Origin of the sequence: Tamlana sedimenti, assembly GCF_038148895.1 — a bacterium.
In the GTDB taxonomy this organism is placed as follows: domain Bacteria; phylum Bacteroidota; class Bacteroidia; order Flavobacteriales; family Flavobacteriaceae; genus Tamlana.
Map to the genome: position 1 here is coordinate 349,424 of NZ_JBBVGQ010000001.1, position 22,667 is coordinate 372,090.

17 protein-coding genes are annotated in these 22,667 nt (G+C 37.6%); 13 read left to right on the forward strand and 4 right to left on the reverse strand.

Features of this window, described 5'->3' with window-relative positions; genetic code table 11:
• Window positions 1–45: 45 nt before the first annotated feature.
• On the reverse strand, window positions 46–1,134 hold the full coding sequence (locus WJN01_RS01535) for an anhydro-N-acetylmuramic acid kinase (RefSeq protein WP_445195395.1): 1,089 nt from the start codon (window positions 1,132–1,134) through the stop codon (window positions 46–48).
• Between the two features lie 69 nt (window positions 1,135–1,203).
• On the opposite strand from WJN01_RS01535, the gene WJN01_RS01540 reads away from it, so the two are divergent.
• The 10 genes from WJN01_RS01540 to WJN01_RS01585 all read left to right on the forward strand — a co-directional run bounded on the left by WJN01_RS01540 (window position 1,204) and on the right by WJN01_RS01585 (window position 9,519).
• A complete protein-coding gene (locus WJN01_RS01540) occupies window positions 1,204–2,346 on the forward strand; it encodes an acyl-CoA dehydrogenase (RefSeq protein WP_445195396.1) in 1,143 nt (380 codons plus the stop codon).
• Between the two features lie 71 nt (window positions 2,347–2,417).
• A complete protein-coding gene (locus WJN01_RS01545) occupies window positions 2,418–3,446 on the forward strand; it encodes a hypothetical protein (RefSeq protein WP_445195397.1) in 1,029 nt (342 codons plus the stop codon).
• A gap of 111 nt (window positions 3,447–3,557) precedes the next feature.
• Window positions 3,558–3,893, forward strand: a complete 336-nt coding sequence (locus WJN01_RS01550) for an arsenosugar biosynthesis-associated peroxidase-like protein (protein ID WP_445195398.1) — start codon at window positions 3,558–3,560, stop codon at window positions 3,891–3,893.
• Between the two features lie 81 nt (window positions 3,894–3,974).
• Window positions 3,975–5,027: an arsenosugar biosynthesis radical SAM (seleno)protein ArsS gene (arsS, locus tag WJN01_RS01555; RefSeq protein ID WP_445195399.1), complete on the forward strand. Its 1,053-nt coding sequence runs from the start codon at window positions 3,975–3,977 to the stop codon at window positions 5,025–5,027.
• A gap of 9 nt (window positions 5,028–5,036) precedes the next feature.
• On the forward strand, window positions 5,037–5,531 hold the full coding sequence (locus tag WJN01_RS01560; RefSeq protein ID WP_445195400.1) for a rhodanese-like domain-containing protein: 495 nt from the start codon (window positions 5,037–5,039) through the stop codon (window positions 5,529–5,531).
• The gene (locus WJN01_RS01565; RefSeq protein ID WP_445195401.1) at window positions 5,524–6,150 is read left to right on the forward strand and encodes a TIGR04282 family arsenosugar biosynthesis glycosyltransferase; all 627 of its coding nucleotides are present in this window, start codon (window positions 5,524–5,526) and stop codon (window positions 6,148–6,150) included. The genes WJN01_RS01560 and WJN01_RS01565 overlap by 8 nt, the downstream gene beginning before the upstream one ends.
• Window positions 6,147–6,959, forward strand: a complete 813-nt coding sequence (locus WJN01_RS01570; RefSeq protein WP_445195402.1) for a purine-nucleoside phosphorylase — start codon at window positions 6,147–6,149, stop codon at window positions 6,957–6,959. The genes WJN01_RS01565 and WJN01_RS01570 overlap by 4 nt, the downstream gene beginning before the upstream one ends.
• A gap of 84 nt (window positions 6,960–7,043) precedes the next feature.
• Window positions 7,044–8,012, forward strand: coding sequence for an arsenosugar biosynthesis arsenite methyltransferase ArsM (gene arsM, locus WJN01_RS01575; protein WP_445195403.1), 969 nt, complete (start codon window positions 7,044–7,046; stop codon window positions 8,010–8,012).
• Window positions 8,013–8,063: 51 nt separating this feature from the next.
• Window positions 8,064–8,834 carry a DUF547 domain-containing protein gene (locus tag WJN01_RS01580; protein ID WP_445195404.1) on the forward strand — a complete coding sequence of 257 codons (771 nt, stop codon included), beginning with the start codon at window positions 8,064–8,066 and terminating at the stop codon, window positions 8,832–8,834.
• Window positions 8,827–9,519 carry a TIGR04283 family arsenosugar biosynthesis glycosyltransferase gene (locus tag WJN01_RS01585; protein ID WP_445195405.1) on the forward strand — a complete coding sequence of 231 codons (693 nt, stop codon included), beginning with the start codon at window positions 8,827–8,829 and terminating at the stop codon, window positions 9,517–9,519. The genes WJN01_RS01580 and WJN01_RS01585 overlap by 8 nt, the downstream gene beginning before the upstream one ends.
• 2 nt (window positions 9,520–9,521) lie before the next feature.
• Here WJN01_RS01585 and WJN01_RS01590 read toward each other — a convergent pair whose 3' ends face one another.
• Window positions 9,522–10,253, reverse strand: coding sequence for a metallophosphoesterase family protein (locus WJN01_RS01590; protein ID WP_445195406.1), 732 nt, complete (start codon window positions 10,251–10,253; stop codon window positions 9,522–9,524).
• A gap of 142 nt (window positions 10,254–10,395) precedes the next feature.
• Between WJN01_RS01590 and WJN01_RS01595 the strand changes: the two genes are divergently transcribed.
• Entirely contained in the window at window positions 10,396–13,848 is a 3,453-nt protein-coding gene (locus tag WJN01_RS01595; RefSeq protein WP_445195407.1) for a pyruvate carboxylase, read from the forward strand.
• Window positions 13,849–13,900: 52 nt separating this feature from the next.
• Here WJN01_RS01595 and WJN01_RS01600 read toward each other — a convergent pair whose 3' ends face one another.
• The gene (locus tag WJN01_RS01600) at window positions 13,901–14,908 is read right to left on the reverse strand and encodes a glycoside hydrolase family 113 (RefSeq protein WP_445195408.1); all 1,008 of its coding nucleotides are present in this window, start codon (window positions 14,906–14,908) and stop codon (window positions 13,901–13,903) included.
• A 265-nt stretch (window positions 14,909–15,173) separates the two neighbouring features.
• On the opposite strand from WJN01_RS01600, the gene WJN01_RS01605 reads away from it, so the two are divergent.
• The gene (locus WJN01_RS01605; protein ID WP_445195409.1) at window positions 15,174–16,475 is read left to right on the forward strand and encodes an NAD(P)/FAD-dependent oxidoreductase; all 1,302 of its coding nucleotides are present in this window, start codon (window positions 15,174–15,176) and stop codon (window positions 16,473–16,475) included.
• 11 nt (window positions 16,476–16,486) lie between these two features.
• Window positions 16,487–18,079 (forward strand): 4Fe-4S binding protein, encoded by a 1,593-nt coding sequence (locus WJN01_RS01610; protein ID WP_445195410.1) that lies wholly within the window; start codon window positions 16,487–16,489, stop codon window positions 18,077–18,079.
• Between the two features lie 33 nt (window positions 18,080–18,112).
• On the opposite strand, the gene dnaE is transcribed toward WJN01_RS01610, so the two are convergent.
• Complete coding sequence (gene dnaE, locus WJN01_RS01615; protein WP_445195411.1) at window positions 18,113–22,501, reverse strand: DNA polymerase III subunit alpha; 4,389 nt, start codon at window positions 22,499–22,501, stop codon at window positions 18,113–18,115.
• Window positions 22,502–22,667: the final 166 nt, after the last annotated feature.

Below are 22,667 nucleotides of genomic sequence, written 5' to 3' on the forward strand. Positions count from 1 at the left end.
AATATAAAAAACTAAAAATCCTTAAAGATTAAATTTAGATAAAATTTAAGGATGATAGATGATGCCTGAACTGTGGTCTTTTGAAGCTCCCGTTACACTATGTAAACAGTTTACTTCCCCACGAAGTTTTAACACGCCAAGAAACCCAAAAACGAGCGCTTCCTTGAATTCAACAACCTGATTTACAGGAATAATTATTTTGCTTTTTGAATGAAATTTGATTCTTTCCATTAAATATTTGTTGTACGCCCCTCCTCCCGTAACCAAAACCGATGCGTCATTTTTTTGTTTGATTACTGAAGCTATTTGAACAGCAATGTGTTCAACAAATGTGTTTAGAACGTCTTTGACCTCCAATTTAAAAATATCAATAAGTGGAAAAATATTGGTTCTAACCCATTCCAATCCCAAAGATTTTGGGTGCTTTTGCGCATAAAAATTAAGGTCATTCAATTGATAAAGAAGTGTTGTATCCAACTTTCCTGAAGAGGCTATTTGTCCGCCATCATCAAAATCAAATCCTAATTGGCTCACATAATGATTCAGTACAATGTTAACAGGGCAAATATCATAAGCTATTCGAGATTGCTTTATCTCCGTAGAGATATTGGCGAACCCACCCAAATTCAAGCAAAAATCGTATTCAGAAAACAATAGTTTATCTCCAATCGGTACTAATGGCGCACCCTGTCCACCTAGCTTAACATCCTCAACCCTGAAATCACAAACTACAATTTCATTTAAAATCTTGGCTATTTCAGGCAAATTGCCAATTTGAAGCGTTAACCTTTTCTCTGGTTGGTGCAATGCCGTATGCCCATGCGAGCAAATCGCATCAACATTTTTGATGTCGTTTTTAAAAATAAATTCTTTTATGGTAAGCGCCAAAAACTCGGTGTAATCCTCATCTATTTTCTTCAAATCTTCTAACGAAAGTGACACTAAATTCCTCAGGGTATCACGCCATTTTTTGGGATAGGCAATAGTTTCAGCAGCAAGAATCTCAAAACGCCAAAAACCCTCAAAATAAAACTTAACCTGAACCAAATCGATACCATCTAATGAGGTTCCAGACATTACGCCAACTACATGATATTCGCTTTTTATCATACAAAGCAAAAATAACAATCCCATTGAATATTTAACAGTAAAAAGCTATATTTGTAAATATTTTTTATCAAAAACACAAAATATTTGTCAATTATGGATTTTAGCCTTTCAGAAGAACACCTAATGATTCGAGATGCGGCCCGAGATTTTGCCCAAACCGAACTCCTTCCGGGTGTGATTGAACGTGATGAAAAACAACATTTCCCCAAAGAGCTTGTCAAAAAAATGGGCGATTTGGGCTTTTTGGGCATCATGGTAGACCCAAAATATGGTGGTAGCGGTATGGATGCGGTTTCGTATGTGCTCATTATGGAAGAATTGTCTAAAATTGATGCTTCTGCTTCTGTAATTGTTTCCGTAAATAACTCTTTGGTGTGTTATGGCATTGAGGCCTATGGCAGCGAAGAACAAAAAGAAAAATACTTGACCAAACTGGCTACGGGTGAATTTATTGGCGCCTTCTGTTTGAGTGAACCCGAAGCCGGAAGCGATGCCACGTCTCAAAGAACAACGGCTATTGATAAAGGCGACCATTATGTTCTCAACGGCACAAAAAACTGGATAACAAACGGTGGCCGTGCAGATGTTTATATTGTTATTGCCCAAACTGATAGAGATAAAGGTTCGCATGGCATCAATGCTTTTATTGTTGAAAAAGGCATGGAAGGTTTTCATGTGGGGCCTAAAGAAGATAAATTGGGCATTCGCGGAAGCGACACGCACACCCTTCAATTTAATGATGTTAAAGTTCCCAAATCCAACCGAATTGGCCCCAACGGTTCTGGGTTTAGATTTGCCATGAAAACCCTTTCAGGCGGTCGTATAGGCATTGCATCGCAGGCATTGGGTATAGCATCCGGCGCTTACGAATTGGCTCTTAAATATTCCAAAGAGCGCAAAGCTTTCGGCACCGAAATTTGCAACCACCAAGCCATTGCCTTTAAATTGGCCGATATGTACACCGACATTGAAGCAGCACGTATGTTGGTAATGAAAGCAGCTTGGGATAAAGATAATGGCAACAATTATGACAAAAGCAGTGCTATGGCAAAACTTTACGCCTCCACCGTGGCCATGAAACACACCGTTGAAGCGGTGCAAATACATGGTGGCAATGGTTTTGTAAAGGAATACCATGTGGAGCGTTTAATGCGCGATGCTAAAATTACCCAGATTTATGAGGGCACTTCTGAGATTCAAAAAATTGTGATTTCTAGGAGTTTGATAAAAGAGTAAAGGAAATCAAAATATTATACCATCGATAAGTTGAGCTACCATCTAAAACTAGAATTTAAACGAATTATTTAATGGTTAAGTATAGTTGGGCAAAATACAACAACAAGATAGTTCACATTAATGATGTTACAATTGAAATGAGAAAAAACGGCTCATTTTTCAATTTAATAAGTAACAAAAAAATGACTGCCTACTTAGAAGGAAAATTTAAACCTCACTTTCACCATTTAAATAAAGTCAATTTTTCAAATGAGACTTATTTGCACGAAGCCGCAAAAGAAGTCTTTAAAGAAACGTATTTAGATGCAGTGGAAAACAAAGTGCCATTTTACTTAGAATATCCTATTAAAGCTGTATGCGATAGACATTTTAAACAAACGGACATTTTTTGCAACATAGGAACAAGAACAGAAGCTTACGATTTGACAAAAACTTTTGACAAAATAAAAGTTGAAGAAGGCTTTGATGAATTTAAACCTGATATTCAATTATTGTCAACAAAAAAACCAACCGAAGTTATCTTTATAGAAATAGTCGTAACTCATAAATCAACTTCAAAGAAGTTAAATTCCAGAAATAAAATCATTGAAATTACGATTAAAAATGATTCAGATGTTATTGGCTTAAAAAACAAAAGACTATCCTTTGAACAAAATAATACTGAATTTTATAATTTTAAATTGAATTCAACTACAAGGGACTTTTGCTCTTTGACTAAAAAAGGTTGTAGAGAATATAGGAAAGTTTTTATTTTAAATAAAAATGGCTCCTATGAATTCACAGAATACTATCTGGAAAGCATTTTAGCTGAAATTTATTCAAATCAAGAGAATATAAAATTTGTTGATTATCATTTAGACAAGTTTTATAATGAAAGAAAAACAGAATCCGAAAATCAAATCGAATATTTAAATTACAGAAATATTCAAATTAGAGAATGTGAATTATGTCGATATGCCGGATATTCAAGGAGAAGAATCAATAAAAAAGAAGTTCGACTTAGTTTGTTCTGCAAGTTTAAAAAAGAACTGATTCAGTCAGAAAATGCATTAAGTTGTGAATATTTTAGAACAAAAGACATCAAAACCGAGCACAGCTAAAATCAATTCTAAAAAATACTTTCACCCAAAATTTCCAACAAATTTTGTTAAGTCATAACAAACATACCGACTTAACAAAGCAGATTTATATCTTTAGACCAAAATACATTTATGCAAAAAACATACTACGACCCTGCCGATTTAAGAAAATTTGGAAAAATCAGCGAATGGAACCAAGAATTGGGCAGTAAATTCTTTGACTATTACAATTCCGTTTTTGAGGAAAGCGCACTTACCGCCAGAGAAAAATCGTTAATCGCTTTAGCCGTGGCGCACACCATTCAATGCCCTTATTGTATTGACGCCTATACAGGTGATGGCCTTAAACGTGGCATAACCAAAGAAGAAATGATGGAAGCTTTGCACGTTGCGGGAGCTATTCGTGGTGGTGCATCCTTGGTACATGGCGTGCAGATGATGAACAAAGTAAATAAATTGGATATGTAAATCGATTTTAAGAGTTACGATGCACGATTTTAGAGTTTCTTATCAATCGTTATTCGTAAATCGTAAATCAAAAATCAAAAAATGATTAAATCCTTACATAAACGCGAAAGTGCACTCGCAAACTCAAAAAGACAGTTGGAAATTTTGTCCAACGGTATTTTTCAAAACGGCGACTTACCTAAGTTTAAAAATAAAATTGCAGAAACTGGTCAATTTCCACTCAAAGCAAAAAAACTGGAGATTCTTCAGATTAATGTGGGCTATATGTGCAATCAAGTTTGTGCACACTGCCATGTTGATGCCGGCCCAGACCGAAAGGAAATCATGACCAAGGAAACCATGCAACAGTGCTTGGAGGTTATAAAAAATACCGAGGCACATACCTTGGATTTAACCGGTGGCGCTCCAGAAATGAACCCTAATTTTCGTTGGTTTGTGGAAGAGGCCGCAAAAGTTGGCATTAAGGATTTCATAGTTCGGTCTAACTTAACCATCATCAAGGCCAATAAAAAATATCACGATTTACCTGAATTTTTCAAAAAATACAACATTCATGTAGTAAGTTCCATGCCACATTGGACACGTGGGAAAACGGACAAACAGCGTGGCGAAGGTGTTTTTAACACATCCATCGAAGCGCTTAAAATGTTAAATTCCGTAGGGTATGGCATGCCGGATAGTTCATTGCGATTAGATTTGGTTTATAATCCATCTGGGGCATTTTTACCGGGAAATCAAGCTTCAATGGAAATGGATTACAAAAAAGCATTAAAAGAAGATTTTGATATTCATTTCCACAACTTGTTTGCCATTACCAACCTTCCAATTAGCAGGTTTTTAGACTACCTCATCGCTTCGGAAAATTACGAGGACTATATGTATGAGTTGGTTGAAGCCTACAACCCTGCAGCCGTTGAAAACGTGATGTGCACCAATACGCTTTCCGTTAGCTGGGATGGCTATTTGTATGATTGCGACTTTAACCAAATGTTGGAATTGCCGATTAATGGTAAAACCAAACATATTTCGGAATACAACGAAACCCTTTTGGAGGGCAGAGATATCGTAATTTCTCAACATTGTTATGGTTGTACTGCAGGTGCCGGAAGCAGTTGCCAAGGTACGGTTGCCTAATTAAATAATATGAAGCAGTTTCTTTTTTATCTTATTATTCTAGTGTCATCCGCGAGTTTTTCACAGCAAAAGCTTTCAAAATTATTAAAACATTACAACACCGAAAGCATTCCTTATATCAATGCTGAATCGTTGAGAACTTCAGCAGAAAATACTATTTTACTGGATTCTAGAGAAGAAAAAGAATACCAAGTCAGTCATCTTAAAAACGCCATTTTTGTGGGCTACGATAATTTTAGTTTAGATTCGGTTCAACAAAAATTAGTCGATAAAAATTCAAGCATTGTGGTTTATTGCTCTCTCGGTGTTCGATCTGAAGATATTGCCGAAAAACTTAAAAAAGCGGGCTACACCAATGTTAAAAACCTGTACGGCGGTATTTTTGAATGGAAAAATCAAGGTTTCCCCGTTTATAATAAGAAAGGACAAGAAACCGATAGCATCCATGCCTTTTCCAAAAGTTGGAGCAAATGGCTTTCCAAAGGAATAAAAATATATGAGTAAAGCCCTTGTTATCGTTTTTGTAAAGAATATTGAACTTGGAAAAGTAAAAACTCGGCTTGCCAAATCTATTGGCAACCAAGCTGCTTTGGATGTCTATAAAGAGCTTGTGAAAGTCGCCAAAAATGCTACTAAAAATCTTTCGGCAGATAAACGAGTTTATTTCTCAGATTCGATTGTGAACAATGAATGGAAAGGCTATAAAAAAACCATTCAAAAAGGCAAATACCTTGGCGAGCGTATGAAAAATGCTTTTAAAGATGGTTTTGAAGATGGCTACGAGCGTATCGTTTTGATTGGTACAGATTTACCCGAAATGTCCGAAAAGCTCATCAATCAAGGTTTGAAGGCTCTCAATAAAACTGATACCGTTTTTGGCCCTGCACAAGATGGCGGGTATTACTTGATTGGCCTCAACAAGATGTGTGATTTCATTTTTGAAAACAAACCTTGGAGCCAATCTAATTTATTGCAAGAAACTCTTCAAGAGTTAACTAAAAACCGCTTTACATTTACTACTTTAGAGACTTTGAATGATATAGACACTTTTGAAGATTTAATGGCTTCAGAATTCTATCAATCCAACCATAAATTGCGAGAAAAAATTCAATATTTAAAATGATTAAATACATAGAAGAAACGGTTGATTATTTAAAAGGCAAAGGCTTTGAAACCCCCGAAATAGGTATCATTTTGGGCACAGGATTGGGGCAACTCATAGAGCACATTGAAATTATAAAGGAAGCGAGCTACAACCATATTCCCAATTTCCCAACAGCTACTGTAGAATTCCATAAAGGCAAACTCATCTACGGAAAATTGGCCGGAAAAACTGCAGTTGTTATGCAGGGCCGTTTTCATGTCTATGAAGGCTATAGCTTGCAAGATGTTACTTATCCTGTTCGCATTATGGAAAAATTGGGCATACACACCCTTTTGGTTTCAAACGCCGCTGGAGCCATCAACCTCAATTTTAAAAAAGGAGAGCTCATGCTTATTGAAGACCATATTAATCTTCAAGGAAGTTCACCCTTGGCCTTTAAAGGTGTTGAATTTTTAGGCGAACGCTTTACAGATATGAGCATGCCTTATGATGCCGAAATCAATACTAAGTTTAAAAACATTGCCAAGGCTAACAATATTAAACTACATGAAGGTGTTTATGCCAGCGTTGTTGGCCCACAATTGGAAACCCGTGCAGAATACCGCATGCTGAAAACCATTGGTGCAGATGCCGTGGGGATGAGTACGGTTCCTGAAATTATTGTTGCCAATCATTTAAAATTAAAAGCGGCGGCTGTGTCAGTTTTAACAGATGAATGCGACCCAGGCAACCTGGAACCTGTTGACATCAATGATATCATTGCCCATGCAGCAAAAGCAGAACCAGAAATGATTATATTATTTAAAGAATTAATTAAAACAATATAGAATCAAGATTTTCTGAATCAAGAATCAAGAAAAACTCTATAGTGTCTTGGACCCTAAATCTTGCTTCTTCTATCTAAAAAAACAATGAGCTACTTAGAAACCGCACATAACGTCTATAAAGAAGCAGCATTAACTCCAGATGTTGGATTATGTTGTACCACCAACCCCGTTTGGGAATTACCCGGATTGAAGATTCCAAAAATCATGCAAGAGATGAACTATGGTTGTGGTTCCACAGTGCATGCACGCGACTTAACCAACAACCCCAAAATGTTATATGTTGGCGTTGGTGGTGGCATGGAACTATTGCAGTTCGCTTATTTTAACCGCCAAAAAGAAGGTGTAATTGGTGTGGATGTGGTTGATGAAATGCTGGAAGCATCTCGCAAAAATTTTATAGAGGCCGAAAAATTAAATCCATGGTTTAAAAAGGAATTTGTCACCTTAAAAAAAGGAAATGCATTAAACCTACCAGTGTCCGACAACAGCATTGATGTGGCCGCCCAAAACTGCTTATTTAATATTTTTAAATCTGAAGACTTAAAAAAAGCCATTGCCGAAATGTATCGGGTTTTAAAACCACACGGACGTTTGGTTATGAGTGACCCTACATGCGAGCAGCCCATGAATGATGCCTTGAGAAATGATGACAGATTGCGCGCTTTGTGTTTAAGTGGCAGCCTGCCTATTGCAGAATATGTAAAAATGCTTACAGACGCTGGTTTTGGCACCATAGAAATTCGCGCTCGTAAACCATATAGGGTTTTAGCCCCGAAACACTACGCTACAGACGAATTGATTTACATTGAATCCATTGAAGTCGCTGCCATTAAAGACCCAATGCCGGAAGATGGCCCTTGCATTTTTACTGGAAAAGCCGCCATTTATTTTGGTGACGACCCTTTTGTTGACGATAAAAAAGGGCATATTTTATTGCAAAACCAACCCTTGGCCATTTGTGATAAAACAGCGGCCGCTTTAGCAAGTTTAAATAGGGATGATATTTTTATAAGTGAATCTACCTATCATTACGATGGTGGCGGATGTTGCTAAAAAAGCCTTTTTAGATTGCAAAAATAGCTGCGGAAGTAAATAAACTTAATAATGAAATACATCAACTTTATTATAGTTTTTACTGTTTCTTTGGCGAGCAGTCGTGCACAAGTTGCTAAAACTTCAATTGAACCCGCTCTAGAATTCAATCAAATTCTAACTAAAAGGGTTATGCCTGTTCACCAGTTGTTTGATGAGCTTTTGCAAAAACATGTTTCAAATGATGGTTTTGTTAATTACAAATCGTTTAAAACCGAATACAAAAAATTGCTCGACTACATTTATGTTTTGAGTTTAATGCATAAGAATGAAAGTTTTCTAACACTATCAAAAGAGGAAAAACTAGCCTATTGGATAAACGCTTATAATGCTTTGACCATTGATTTGGTTTTACGCCATTACCCAATTAGAAGCATAAAAGATATTAAAGATCCATGGGATCAACGTCTTTGGAAATTAGGCGACAGTATGTATAGTTTGAATGAAATTGAACATAATATACTTAGAAAAATGAATGAACCCCGAATTCATTTTGCTATTGTTTGTGCTTCCTATTCCTGCCCAAAATTATTGAACGAAGCGTATGCAGCATCAAAACTAGAACAACAATTGAACGAAGCTGCAAAGGAATTTTTAAATGACCCCGAACGCAATGAAATATCTGAAAACAAACTAAAGCTTTCAAAAATCTTCAAATGGTTTGCTAAAGATTTTGAACAAAACGGCAGCTTGATTGATTTTTTAAATCTGTATTCAAACATTGAAATTTCAGCGGAAGCGAAAAAATCCTTTAAAGAATACAACTGGAACCTGAATGAATAAAATTTCAATAATAATTCCCATTTTAAACGAAGCTGAATTTATCGAGAAATCGCTCAGGCATGTTATAGTCAATTCCAAACAACAAAATGTTTCAGAAATTATCGTGGTTGATGGCGGGAGCACAGATGACTCAAAACATTTGGTTTCAAACTTTAACAACGTCATTCTTTTAAGTTCTGAAAAAGGTCGGGCCAAACAAATGAATTTTGGTGCTAAACACGCTACAGGAAACATCCTTTATTTTTTACATGCCGATTCTTTTCCGCCCAAGAACTTTGACCAGCTTATTATTGATGAATTAGAAAAAGGCAACAAAGCTGGTTGTTTTAGAATGCAATTTGACAGCAACCATTGGTGGCTGCGCTTGGCCAGCTGGTTAACCCAATTTAAATGGCGCGCCTGCCGTGGTGGCGACCAAAGTCAATTTATAACAAAAAGACTTTTTAATGAAATTGGCGGATACGATGAACGCTACACTATTTATGAAGATAATATTTTAATCAACGAATTGTACAAACGAAAACAATTTGTTGTCATAAACAAAAAGCTATACACATCGGCCAGAATGTACCGGAAACAAGGCATTTGGAAATTACAATACCTGTATTGGTCTATTTATGTAAAAAAGTGGTTTGGTGCTGATGCAGGACGTTTACACAGTTATTATAAAGCAAAAATTTCCTAACATCAAAACTTATTCCTTCCCATTTCATCAGGATATAAACTGGGTAAGTTATCACTTTGCCAAAACTCTTTTGTATCAACATCAATACCAGTTAGTTTTCCTTTAAAGGCGGCACCGGTATCAATATTCCAAATATTTACGGCATGCATCGGTACATCACATTTAAAGTTGGTTGTGGGTGTATGTCCAATAAAAATTTCAGTGTAATGTTTTAATCTATTGGGGTACAGTTCAGAATCTCTTTCAATACGTTTATCCATCGTCAATGCCATTTCCCAAAGTGTTCTGTCAAAATACAAGGTGGTTTGAAAAACTTCCTTCTCTACACCATGCATCGAGGTAAATCCTGCATGCAAAAACAATCGGTTTTTATCATCAAGATGGTACATTTTTAAATTTTCAAAAAAGGTTAAATGCGCCTTTTTTTCTTCCTTGGTAAAGCCTGTGTAACTCTCCATGGTTTCCTTTCCACCATGAATGTACCAAGTCATATTCACTTCGCCATCACGAAGCCACTCCTCGCACCAAACATCATGATTCCCCTTAATAAAAACACAATTTATCTTTTTAGAAAGTTCCATTAAAAACTGAACAACTTGTGCCGATTCACTCCAACCGTCTACATAATCACCCATAAAAATCAAGGTATCTTCGTCCTTCACCTCCATTTTATTTAAAACCTGAATCAGTGCCTTTAAGCCTCCGTGAATGTCTCCTATTGCTAAAACCCGCATAATTTTTATTTTCAACAAAACTAATGGTTTCCCTATATAATAATCAAGAAGAATATTAAATTATGTTTAAAAATGATTAACAATCACGAACTTAAATTCGTAATTTAAGCACGCTATTAACAGACAATCTAAAGCACTTCCTATGAAAATAAAGAAAGTTTTAGTCGCCAATCGTGGCGAAATTGCCATTAGAATTTTTAGGGCCTGTACGGAAATTAACGTGAAAACCATCGGTATTTACACCTATGAGGACCGTTACTCCCTTCACCGTTATAAATCTGATGAATCTTATCAAATTGGTGAGGACAATGAACCTTTAAAACCCTATTTGGACATTAAGGCCATTATAAAAATTGCCCTTGAAAATGAGGTTGATGCCATTCATCCTGGTTATGGCTTCCTTTCTGAAAATGCCAATTTTGCCCAAGCTTGCGAGGACAATGGTATCATTTTCATCGGGCCCAAAGTATCGGTTTTAAAAGCATTAGGGGATAAAATTACAGCCAAGGAAGTGGCGATTGCAAACCAAATCCCCATTATAAAAAGTAATGAAAAGCCTTTAAAGGATGTGAAAATTGCCATTTCCGAAGCCAAAAAAATTGGCTACCCCATTATGCTCAAGGCGGCTTCGGGTGGTGGCGGACGTGGCATGCGTGTTATTCGAAATGAAGAAGAACTGAAAAAAGCCTACACCGAAAGCAAACGTGAAGCTTTGAACGCCTTCGGAGATGACACTGTGTTTTTGGAAAAGTTTGTTGAAAACCCAAAACATATTGAAATACAGATTGTTGCCGACAGCCATGGCAATATTGTCCATCTTTTTGAGCGCGACTGTTCGGTGCAACGACGCTACCAAAAAGTTATTGAATTTGCGCCTTCATATGGCCTAAAAGATGAAACCAAGAATGCCCTTTACAACTACGCAATAAAAATTTGTAGTGCCGTTAATTATAACAATATTGGGACGGTAGAATTTTTGGTAGATGATGACGATTCCATCTATTTTATTGAGGTAAACCCGAGAATCCAGGTTGAACATACAGTTACCGAAGTGATTACCAACATAGATTTAGTTAAATCTCAATTATTTATTGCTGGTGGTTATAAACTTTCGGACGAGCAAATAAAAATTACCAACCAAGAATCTATTAAAATCAATGGTTATGCTTTGCAATGCCGAATAACCACCGAAGACCCCCAAAACGATTTTAAACCAGACTATGGAACAGTTTCTGCCTACCGAAGTGCTTCTGGTTTCGGTATTCGGTTGGATGCGGGCAGCATTTACCAAGGTGCCAAGATTTCACCGTTTTTTGATTCCATGTTGGTAAAAGTTACAGCACATAGCCGAACTTTGGACGGTGCCAGCAGAAAAATTAGACGTGCTTTGGCAGAATTTAGAATTCGTGGCGTAAAAACCAACATGCCATTTTTAGACAATATTCTGGTTCATGAAACCTTCCGGAAAGGATTAGTTACTGTTAACTTTATTAAGCAAAACCCCGATTTATTTAAATTTAAGGTACCGAGAAATAGGGCCACCAAATTAATCACTTATCTCGGTGAAATCATTGTAAATGGCAATCCTGATGTTAAAAAAATTGAACACGACAAAACATTTGTAAAACCCAAAGTCCCGAAGTTTGATATTAATGGTGGTTATCCAAAAGGCACCAAAGATTTATTGACAGAACTAGGTCCCGAAAAATTTTCAGAATGGCTTAAAAATGAAAAGAAGGTGCATTTTACGGATACTACTATGCGTGATGCCCACCAAAGTTTACTGGCTACTCGCATGCGAACTTTCGATATGCTAAAAGTAGCTGAGGGCTATGCAAGAAACCATCCTGAAATTTTCAGCATGGAAGTTTGGGGCGGTGCCACTTTTGATGTCTGCCTGCGTTTTTTACAAGAAAACCCTTGGGAAAGATTGCGTTTATTGCGCAAAGCCATGCCCAATTTGTTACTGCAAATGCTTATTCGTGGTTCAAATGGTGTGGGGTACAAAGCTTATTCCGATAATTTAATCGGTGAGTTTGTTGAGCATTCTTGGGAGAACGGTGTAGATGTATTTAGAATTTTCGACTCCCTAAATTGGATGAAATCATTGGCGCCATGTATTGAACATGTTAGGACCAGGACCAAAGGTTTAGCCGAAGGCTCCATTTGCTATACCAACGATATTTTAAATCCCAGCAATAAAAAGTACGATTTAAAATACTATGTCAATCTGGCCAAAGAACTTGAAAATGCCGGAGCCCATATTTTGGGGGTGAAAGATATGGCCGGTTTATTGAAACCGTATGCGGCTTTCGAGCTCATTTCCGCACTAAAATCAGAGTTAAAAATTCCTATTCATCTGCATACACATGATACGTCTTCCATTCAAGCGGCAACTTATTTAAAAGCTATTGAAGCTGGCGTTGATGTAGTTGATGTTGCCCTTGGTGGGTTGTCAGGATTAACCTCGCAACCCAATTTCAATTCGGTGGTTGAAATGTTAAAGTTTCAAGACAGAGCTACAGATATAAACATTGATTCTTTAAATGAATATTCTAACTATTGGGAAACTGTAAGAGAATATTATTACCCATTTGAATCTGGGTTAAAAGCAGGTTCCGGTGAAGTTTTTAAACATGAAATTCCTGGTGGGCAATATTCCAATTTAAAACCACAGGCAAGGGCTTTGGGGCTTGAAGACCGTTTTCATGAAATCACACAAATGTATAGCGATGTGAATACCCTTTTTGGCGATATTGTAAAAGTTACGCCAAGCTCCAAAGTGGTTGGCGACATGGCCCAATTTTTAGTGAGTAATAATTTAACCATCCAAGATGTTATGGAAAAGGGTGAAACATTATCCTTTCCACAATCGGTAGTTGATTTCTTTAAAGGTGATTTAGGGCAGCCTGTTGGTGGATTTCCAAAAAAACTTCAAAAAATAGTTCTGAAAGACCAAAAACCTTATTCCGATAGGCCTAATGCACATATGCCTCCATTAAATCTTGATAAGGAATACGAAGAATTTAAAAAGATATTTGAACAAGATTTAAGCAGAACGATTGAGTACACGGATTTTCTGTCCTATCAATTGTACCCGAAGGTTTTTACCGATGCTTACAACTTGCATTTAAAATATGACAACCTTATGAACTTACCGACCAAAAATTTCTTCTATGGCATGGAAATAGGTGAAGAAATAATTGTTGAGGTGGACAAAGGAAAGACGCTTTTAATCACGCTGGAATCTGTTGGTCTACCGAACAGCGATGGTATGGTAACCGTCTATTTTAAATTAAATGGGCAAGGCCGAAGTGTCCAAATTAAGGACAATGCCATAAAAGTGGATAAAGTTGAGCATGTTAAAGTTGATAAAGCGGATGTTAACCAAGTTGGGGCCCCATTGCAAGGCATGCTGTCGACCATTTTGGTTAAACGGGGAGAGAAAGTAACCAAAAACCAACCTTTGTTCGTTATCGAGGCCATGAAAATGGAAACAACAATTACCGCAAATATGGATGCCACAGTCAAGAAAATTGCTCTGCAAACAGGAATTATGGTAAATGCGGATGATTTGGTTATGGTTTTGGACTAATAGCTGGCACCTTTAATTCAGGTTATTTCTTCCATATTAAAAATGTCTAACATCATTCCCGTAAACTGTATTGCGTTCTAATTACAGCCTCGGCTGGTTTATTCTGCGGCGTAAACCTTGTATTGTTTTTTCCACCAGCTCTTTCATGGTTATGGTGCCATTTCCAAACAAAACCACCTGCAAACCAATTTTCGCCCCAAAAGGTTTCAAAAAGTGCTTTTGTAGTATTTGTTTGTGCCTCCAAGTTTACTTGGTCCATATTTCTGTCACTTTTCCATGGTTCTTTTCCAGAATAATCAACACTTCTGTAACCATACTCTGTGAATAAAACGGTGCTATCATATTTTTGGATTATTTCAGAAATAATTTGCTTATAATTTTTCCAACTATTTAAACACTCTTCAACGGTTGGAGTTTTACTTTCACTCACTGGAAAATAGGCATCAATTCCTAAATAATCCAACTTACTCCAAAATGGGGTTCGGCTAAATTCATTCCAGTTGGCTGCATAGGTGAGCTTACCTTTATAAACTTTTCTTATTTCGTTAATTAGTTCGTTCCAATATTCAGGTCTGTGGTCAATAAAATTTTCGAGTTCTGTACCAATGCAGAAAATATCAACTTTCATCTCTTGGGCAAATGAGGCAAAATCCAAAATAAACTTTGAATAAGAATTTTCAAGAAGTTGCCAATCGGCTTCAGCATTCATTTTAATAAGTCCAGTGAATTCACCACGCCAAACCCAAATTTGTGGTTTTAGCATAATTTTTATTTTTTTCTTTCTCAAAGTTTCAATGTACTGTTTAGCCCCAACCTTGGTTTCACCAAACCACTGTCTTTCTGTATTAAAGACTATTTCGGGGTGTTCCAAATTCCTAATAAAGCCAAAAGGCATCACAGCAGCATAGTTGGCATTTAAATGCACTACTGGCTTAACGTGGTTTTCATCAATGGCTTCCCTTGAAGCCACAAAACTCACTCCATTAATCTTTTGGATTTGCGGTGCACAGGATTGAAAACTTAGAATCAACCATAAAAACAGAAACTTAAGGATGTGCATAAACGATTAACATTTAAACTTCTAATTTACCATTTAATATTATAAGATTAGGAATCTTAACATTTAAAGTCTATCCAAATCCCACCCTTTACAAATTGAAACAAAACGTAACGACTAACTTACATTCAAGAAAAAAAGGATTTGGATGACCACAAATTTCAGGAAACCTTACAACTATAACAAAATTTAAAGTGTTTCTAAATTAACAAGCTCACTATAAGTTATTATCTTTAGCTTCGACCTATTACAAAACACCCATCAAAACATGGAAGAACATATCGTTATTATTGGCAATGGCATTTCAGGCGTTACGGCCGCTAGACACATAAGAAAACTTTCCGATAAAAAAATTACGATTGTTTCTGCGGAAACCGAATATTTCTTTTCGCGCACGGCACTTATGTATGTTTATATGGGTCATATGAAGTTTGAGCACACACAGCCTTACGAAAATTGGTTTTGGAAGAAGAACAGAATCGACTTAAAAAAAGGCTATGTAAAAACGGTTGACACTAAAGCTAAAACGCTCCATTTTGACAACAATGATGCTCTAAAATATGACAAACTCATTATTGCAACAGGTAGTAAACCCAATAAATTTGGTTGGCCTGGGCAAGATTTAGAGGGCGTTATGGGCATGTACCATAAGCAAGACTTAGAGAATTTAGAAAAATACGCACCGAATAATTTGGCATGTAAACGAGCCGTGATTGTTGGCGGTGGGTTAATTGGTATTGAACTTGCTGAAATGCTCAACTCTAGAAATATTCCGGTAACTTTTTTGGTTCGTGAATCCAGTTTTTGGAACGGAGTTTTGCCCGAAGGTGAAAGTCAAATGATAAATCGGCATATAAAAAGCCATCATATAGATTTACGTTTAAGTACCAATTTGAAAGAAATAAAAGCCGATAAAAATGGCAAGGTAAAGTCAGTAATTATTGAAGAAACGGGCGAAGAAATCATGTGCTATGTGGTTGGGCTAACGGTTGGTGTTTCACCAAATATTGACTTCCTGAAAGGCACTAACATTGAAATTGCTAAGGGTGTAAAGGTGAATCGTTCTTTAGAAACAAACATTAAAGATATTTACGCCATTGGTGATTGCGCCGAACAGCTTGAGCCAATTGGCCAACGGCGCAACATTGAAGCCGTTTGGTATACCGGGCGCATGATGGGTGAGACAGTTGCCCAAACAATCTGCGGCAATAGAACACCCTACAACCCAGGACATTGGTTTAATTCGGCAAAGTTTTTTGATATTGAATATCAAACTTATGGTTGGGTTTTTAATAAGCCCGGAGAAAACGAAACCCACTTCCATTGGAAGCATGAAGACGACACCAAATGCATTACTGTGGCATTTAATAAGAACACGAATGAATTTCTAGGCATTAACACTTTTGGCATTAGAATGCGCCATGAAGTTTTTGATAGATGGCTCACCGAAAAGCGTGATATGGATTATGTGATGCAACATTTATCTGAAGCTAATTTTGACCCAGAATTTTATAGAACTTATGAATCGGATATGTTGTCCGTTTATAAAAATCAACTTCAAACGGCATAAGCCTATTATCAATGAGCAATAAATTAAACCACAGCATGTCGTTAGCAAAACCTGATGCCACTACTATGACAACCAAACAAAAAATTGGCGTTTTTATGGGAACGGTCGGGTTCTTCATTCTGGTATTGGCTTTGTTTAATACTCAATTCCCTAGTAAGGGTTTGTTTCTAACTTTATCCTTAGCGTTAATCACCTCGGGCACTGTTGTTTTTGCAAACGACCTGTACTTAACGAAGTCAGAAGGCATTAAAAATGATGGCACTTGGTTTAAATCTATTTCATCGAGAGGTATTTTAGGTTGGGTTACTGGTCTTGTGCTTACTGGTTTTTATATTGTGCTTTATTTTTTTCCTCAGTATTTAGGGCAAACACCATCTGATGAAGCTAATACCGGACTCATTTCATTATTTGACCCATTGAGTGAATTATTAAGTGGAAGACCGGCAAGCCAATGGTTTGTGTACGGAACACTCTACACACTAGCCATTTTAATCTTTGGCTATAAGTTTTTATTAAAATATAGGCATAACCGATACGAGCAAATTCGGACCATTTCAGTCATGTTTTTTCAGTTGGCATTTGCCTTTTTAATCCCAGAATTCATGTATGTGATGAATTCAGAATTACCCTATTACGACCTCAAAAACATTTGGCCACTTAACTATTACAACTTTGAGCAATACCGAATAAATTCATTCATCAACGCTGGAAGTATTGGGGTTGCCATGCTTGTTTTTGGAGTTTTGTCCGTTTTCGTCATCACACCAATACTTACCTATAATTTTGGCAAACGTTGGTATTGTTCTTGGGTTTGTGGCTGTGGTGGGCTGGCAGAAACTGCTGGGGATTCTTTTAGACATTTAAGCGACAAAAGTCTTTTTGCTTGGAAGGTAGAGCGCTGGGTTATACATAGCGTTTTGGTGTTTGTGGTTTTAATGACCGCCGCGGTTATTTACACCTATTTGGGTTACGACCCCAATAAATATTGGCTTACCAGAGACATTTTTTTGTTTTCGGTTGTTGGCTTTTTAACCTTGGTTTTTTCGCTTACCATGGTTTTCAAAAGAAAAGAATTAGGCAAAGATGCCAGATATGGAGCCATTGGTTACTTTGTGATTATTTTGGTTTTAATTGGCATGCATTTACTTAGCTCTGAAACCAAACTGTTTTTGTTTAAAGCAGAAACGTTAAGGTCATCCTATTCATTTTTGATTGGCGCCGTTTTTTCAGGGGTAATTGGCACAGGGTTCTACCCCATTTTTGGCAGCAGGGTTTGGTGTCGCTTTGGATGCCCAATGGCAGCCATTTTAGGATTTCAGCAACGTTTGTTTTCAAAATTCAGGATCACAACCAATGGCGGACAATGCATTTCCTGCGGAAATTGCTCTACCTATTGTGAAATGGGTATAGATGTTCGTGCTTATGCTCAAAAAGGCGAAAATATTGTGCGGTCAAGCTGTGTAGGTTGCGGAATTTGTTCTGCGGTATGCCCCCGTGGAGTTTTAAAACTGGAAAACGGGAAAATGGAAGGACGCATCAACCCTAACGAAATTTTGTTGGGCAATGATGTTGATTTAATGGACTTGGTTAATAAATCTAAATAAAATTTCAAACTACTAAGCTGTTGAATTATAATATCAATTCAACTTAAACTTCACATCTTGAGCCTCCAGTTCATTCAGTAACTCTTGGCAGACTTTTACCTTTTGCTTTCTGCTGGGCATGCTTAGCTTTAACTTTTCCCGATTATCATAAACGACGAAATTCAGCACTTGATTACCTGGATGTAAATGGATTAATTCTTTTAAAGCGATGATTTTCTGTTCATTCAAATCATGAATATCAACTTGAATGGACAGTTTTTTGGCATATTGCTCCATGACATCATGTAATAATTGAAAATTATTGAACTGCAATCTGGGGTCGCTCGGTTTACCCGTTTCTTTATTTATCCAACCTTCACGCACGAAAGCCTTTACAAACACAAAATTATTTTTCAACAAAAAATGCCTAAACTTTAGATACTCTTCGCCAAAAATCCTGAATTCAAAACTGTCGTTGTAATCTTCAATAGTAAATAAAGCCCATCCTTTTCCTTGCTTGCTAACACGATGCTGCACATCCGTAACTACACCACCAAAAACCAATTCTCGGTTAACAAAAGGTTGCAAATTATTGAACAAGCCCACAGTGGCATTACAGAACGCATTCATTTCTGTTTTAAAATCATCCAACGGATGCCCAGAAATATAAACTCCAACAACTTCTCGCTCTTTACTAAGTTTTTCCATGGTGCCCCATTCTTCACATGGAGGCACTAAAGGCTCTGGGATTTGCACGTCACTTGCCTCTCCAAACAAACTGACCTGAGCCGAGTTTTCATTTTCCTTGTATTTTTGGGCATATTTAATGGCCTTTTCCAAAAAGGTAATGCCATCGCCTTCATCATAAAAATATTGAGCACGATGAGTGTTACCAAAACTGTCAAAACCCCCAGCCAATGCTAAATTTTCAAAAGCTTTTTTGTTGGCGGCCCGCAAATCGATTCGCTTTGCCAAATCGAAAATGGATTTATAAGGGCCATCTTTTTTTCGATTTTCAACAATGGTTAAAACCGCACCCTGGCCAACACCTTTAATCGCCCCCATACCAAACCGCACGGCGCCATCTTTATTTACAGAAAACTTATAGTAACTTTCGTTCACATCTGGCCCAAGTACATCCAACTTCATACGCTTACACTCTTCCATAAAAAAGGTAACCTGCTTGATATCATTCATGTTATTGGAAAGCACTGCAGCCATATATTCTGCTGGATAGTGTGCCTTGAGGTATGCCGTTTGGTAAGCAATCCAGGCATAGCAAGTGGAATGCGATTTGTTAAAGGCATAACTGGCAAAGGCTTCCCAGTCTTTCCAAACTTTTTCAAGAATTTTGGCATCATGCCCATTGGCACTGGCCTGCTCAACAAACTTAGGCTTCATTTTATCGAGTACCGCAATCTGCTTTTTACCCATAGCCTTACGAAGCACGTCAGCTTCACCTTTGGTAAAACCCGCCAGTTTTTGGGACAATAACATCACCTGTTCTTGATAAACCGTAATACCGTAAGTTTCCTTTAAGTATTCTTCCATAGCAGGCAAATCGTAATCTATGTCTTCGTCGCCATGCTTTCTTCTAACAAAACTTGGGATATACTCCATAGGACCTGGACGGTACAGCGCATTCATCGCAATTAAATCTTCAAAAACGGTTGGCTTTAAATCTCGAAGATGTTTTTGCATACCCGGCGATTCGTATTGGAACACCCCAACGGTTTCACCTCTTTGGAAAAGTTTATATGTTTTCTCATCATCCAGTGGAAAACTCTCGGGATCTAGTTGGATGCCATGTTTTGCCTTAACAATTTTAACAGTATCCTTAATTAAAGTCAACGTTTTAAGCCCTAAGAAATCCATTTTTAGAAGACCGGCAGATTCCACCACGGAGTTATCAAACTGGGTAACGTAAAGTTCGGAATCTTTTGCCGTAGCTACTGGAACGAATTTGGTAATATCATCTGGAGTAATAATCACCCCACATGCATGGATACCCGTATTTCGCACCGAACCTTCCAACGTTCTTGCCGTGTTGACGGTCTCGGCCTCCAAATCGTCTCCTTCCGAAATGTTGAGCAATTGATTGACCTTTTCTAAATCTTCTGCCCTAAATTTTTTACCAAGTTCCTTTTCATCCAAACCAAAAATCTTGTTCAGTTTGGACATGTTGGGTATTAGTTTTGCAATTCTATCGGCGTCAAACAATGGCAAATCGAGTACTCGGGCCGTGTCTCTAATAGACGACTTGGCCGCCATGGTACCGTATGTAATAATTTGAGCCACTTGGTTTGAACCGTACTTTTTAATGACATATTCCATGACACGGCTACGGCCTTCGTCATCAAAATCAATATCGATGTCGGGCATACTGATACGGTCAGGATTAAGGAAACGCTCAAAAAGCAAATCGTATTTTAAAGGATCGATATTGGTAATCCAAAGGCAATAGGCCACCACCGATCCAGCCGCCGACCCACGCCCTGGCCCCACCGAAACATCCATTTTGCGTGCCTCGCGAATAAAGTCTTCAACAATTAAAAAATAGCCCGGATAGCCCGTATTTTCAATAACACTTAATTCAAAATCGAGGCGCTCTTTAATTTCTTCTGAAAATGGGTCGCCATAACGTTTCTTTGCGCCTTCATAGGTTAAGTGACCCAAATAGGCATTTTCACCTCGTTTTCCACCATCTACCAAATCTTCTTCATGCTTGAATTCATCTGGAATATCGAATGCAGGCAATAACACATCACGCGCCAATTGAAATGCTTCAACTTTGTCAACAATTTCCTGAACATTAAAAATGGCTTCGGGAACATCTTTGAAAAGCTGCTTCATCTCCTCAGAAGATTTAAAATAATACTCCTGATTTGGCAATCCGTAGCGATATCCACGTCCTCGGCCAATTGGTGTAGCTTGCTTTTCACCGTCTTTTACACAAAGTAAAATATCGTGGGCATTGGCATCTTCTTTGTTTTGATAATAGGTATTATTTGTAGCGACCAACTTTACATTATGTTTTCTTGCCAACTCGATTAAAGAGGGATTTACACGATTTTCGTCCTCTTGATTGTGGCGCATTAGCTCTACATATAAATCATCACCAAATTCATCTTTCCACCATAACAAGGCTTCTTCAGCTTGGTTTTCTCCCACGTTCAACACTTTACTTGGCACTTCACCATATAAGTTACCGGTAAGTACAATGATATCGTCTTTATACTGCTGAATGAGCTTTTTGTCTATTCTGGGCAAGTAATAAAACCCGTCAACAAAAGCATGCGACGACAATTTTGCCAAATTGTGGTATCCATTTTTGTTTTTGGCCAAAAGCACAATTTGATAGCCATTGTCTTTTCTGGTTTTATCTGTATGGTCTTCACAAACAAAAAACTCGCAACCTACTATAGGTTTTATTTCCTTAACATCAATTTTATCGCCAGTTTCTTCGGCTGCTTGCAACTTCGCTTTAACACTTCCATTGTGCCTACTAACGGCATTTACAAAATGAAAGGCACCCATCATATTGGCATGGTCCGTTAACGCCACGGCAGGCATGTTGTGTTCTGCAGCTGCACTTACCAAATCGGCCACGCTCATGGTGGATTGCAATACCGAAAATTGCGAATGGTTATGAAGATGCACAAAATCTACATCTACTAAATCCGACACATTTTGTTTTAAATCTTCGGAAGAAATGTGTGCCGAAGAAGCCTTTTTTATTCGCTCCCTTATTTTGGAGCTTTCCTTTTTAAGATTGATGTGTTTTAATCCAATGAGTTGGATTTCATCAGGATTAGACTCCTTAAAACGCTCAAAATAATCAGGCTGTACGTCTAACTCTTCCTTCGTGAATTCACCCAAACGAACCAACTCCAAAAAACAGCGGGTTGTAGCCTCCACGTCGGCAGTGGCATTGTGGGCTTCTTCAAATGGTTCGTTAAACAGGTGTTCATGAAGCTCTGTCAATGTGGGCAGTTTAAACTTGCCGTAACGCCCCCCGGGAATTTGGCACAACTGGGCTGTATGCTCGGTACAGGTATCCAATACGGGCAATTCCTGTAACGGATTTTCAACATCAGCCCGTACAAATTCCGCGCCCATAATATTTAAATCGAACTTCACATTTTGCCCAACAACGAATTTGGCCTTTCCTAGTGCTTCGTTAAATTTTTCCAATACTTCTGCCAAAGGTATACCTTGCTCCTGGGCCAATTCTGTAGAAATGCCGTGGATTTTTTCCGCATCGTAGGGAATATTAAAACCATCTGGCTGTACCAAATAATCTTGACTTTCAACACAATTCCCCATAGCGTCGTGCAACTGCCATGCAATTTGAATACACCTTGGCCAATTATCTACATCGGTTATGGGTGCATCCCAGCGTTTTGGCAATCCTGTGGTTTCTGTATCGAAAATTAAGAACATTCCTTAAATGTTTATGCGTTGATTTGTTTCGTCGTTTGGTCGAAAATGAGTTTATAAAAATACATAGAATATCCTCTTTTTTTAATGTAAGTTATAAACAGTTTTAAACAAAAAAGGACGATATTGAAAACAAGTCGAAAAAGCATTTTTATCATATAAATTTAAT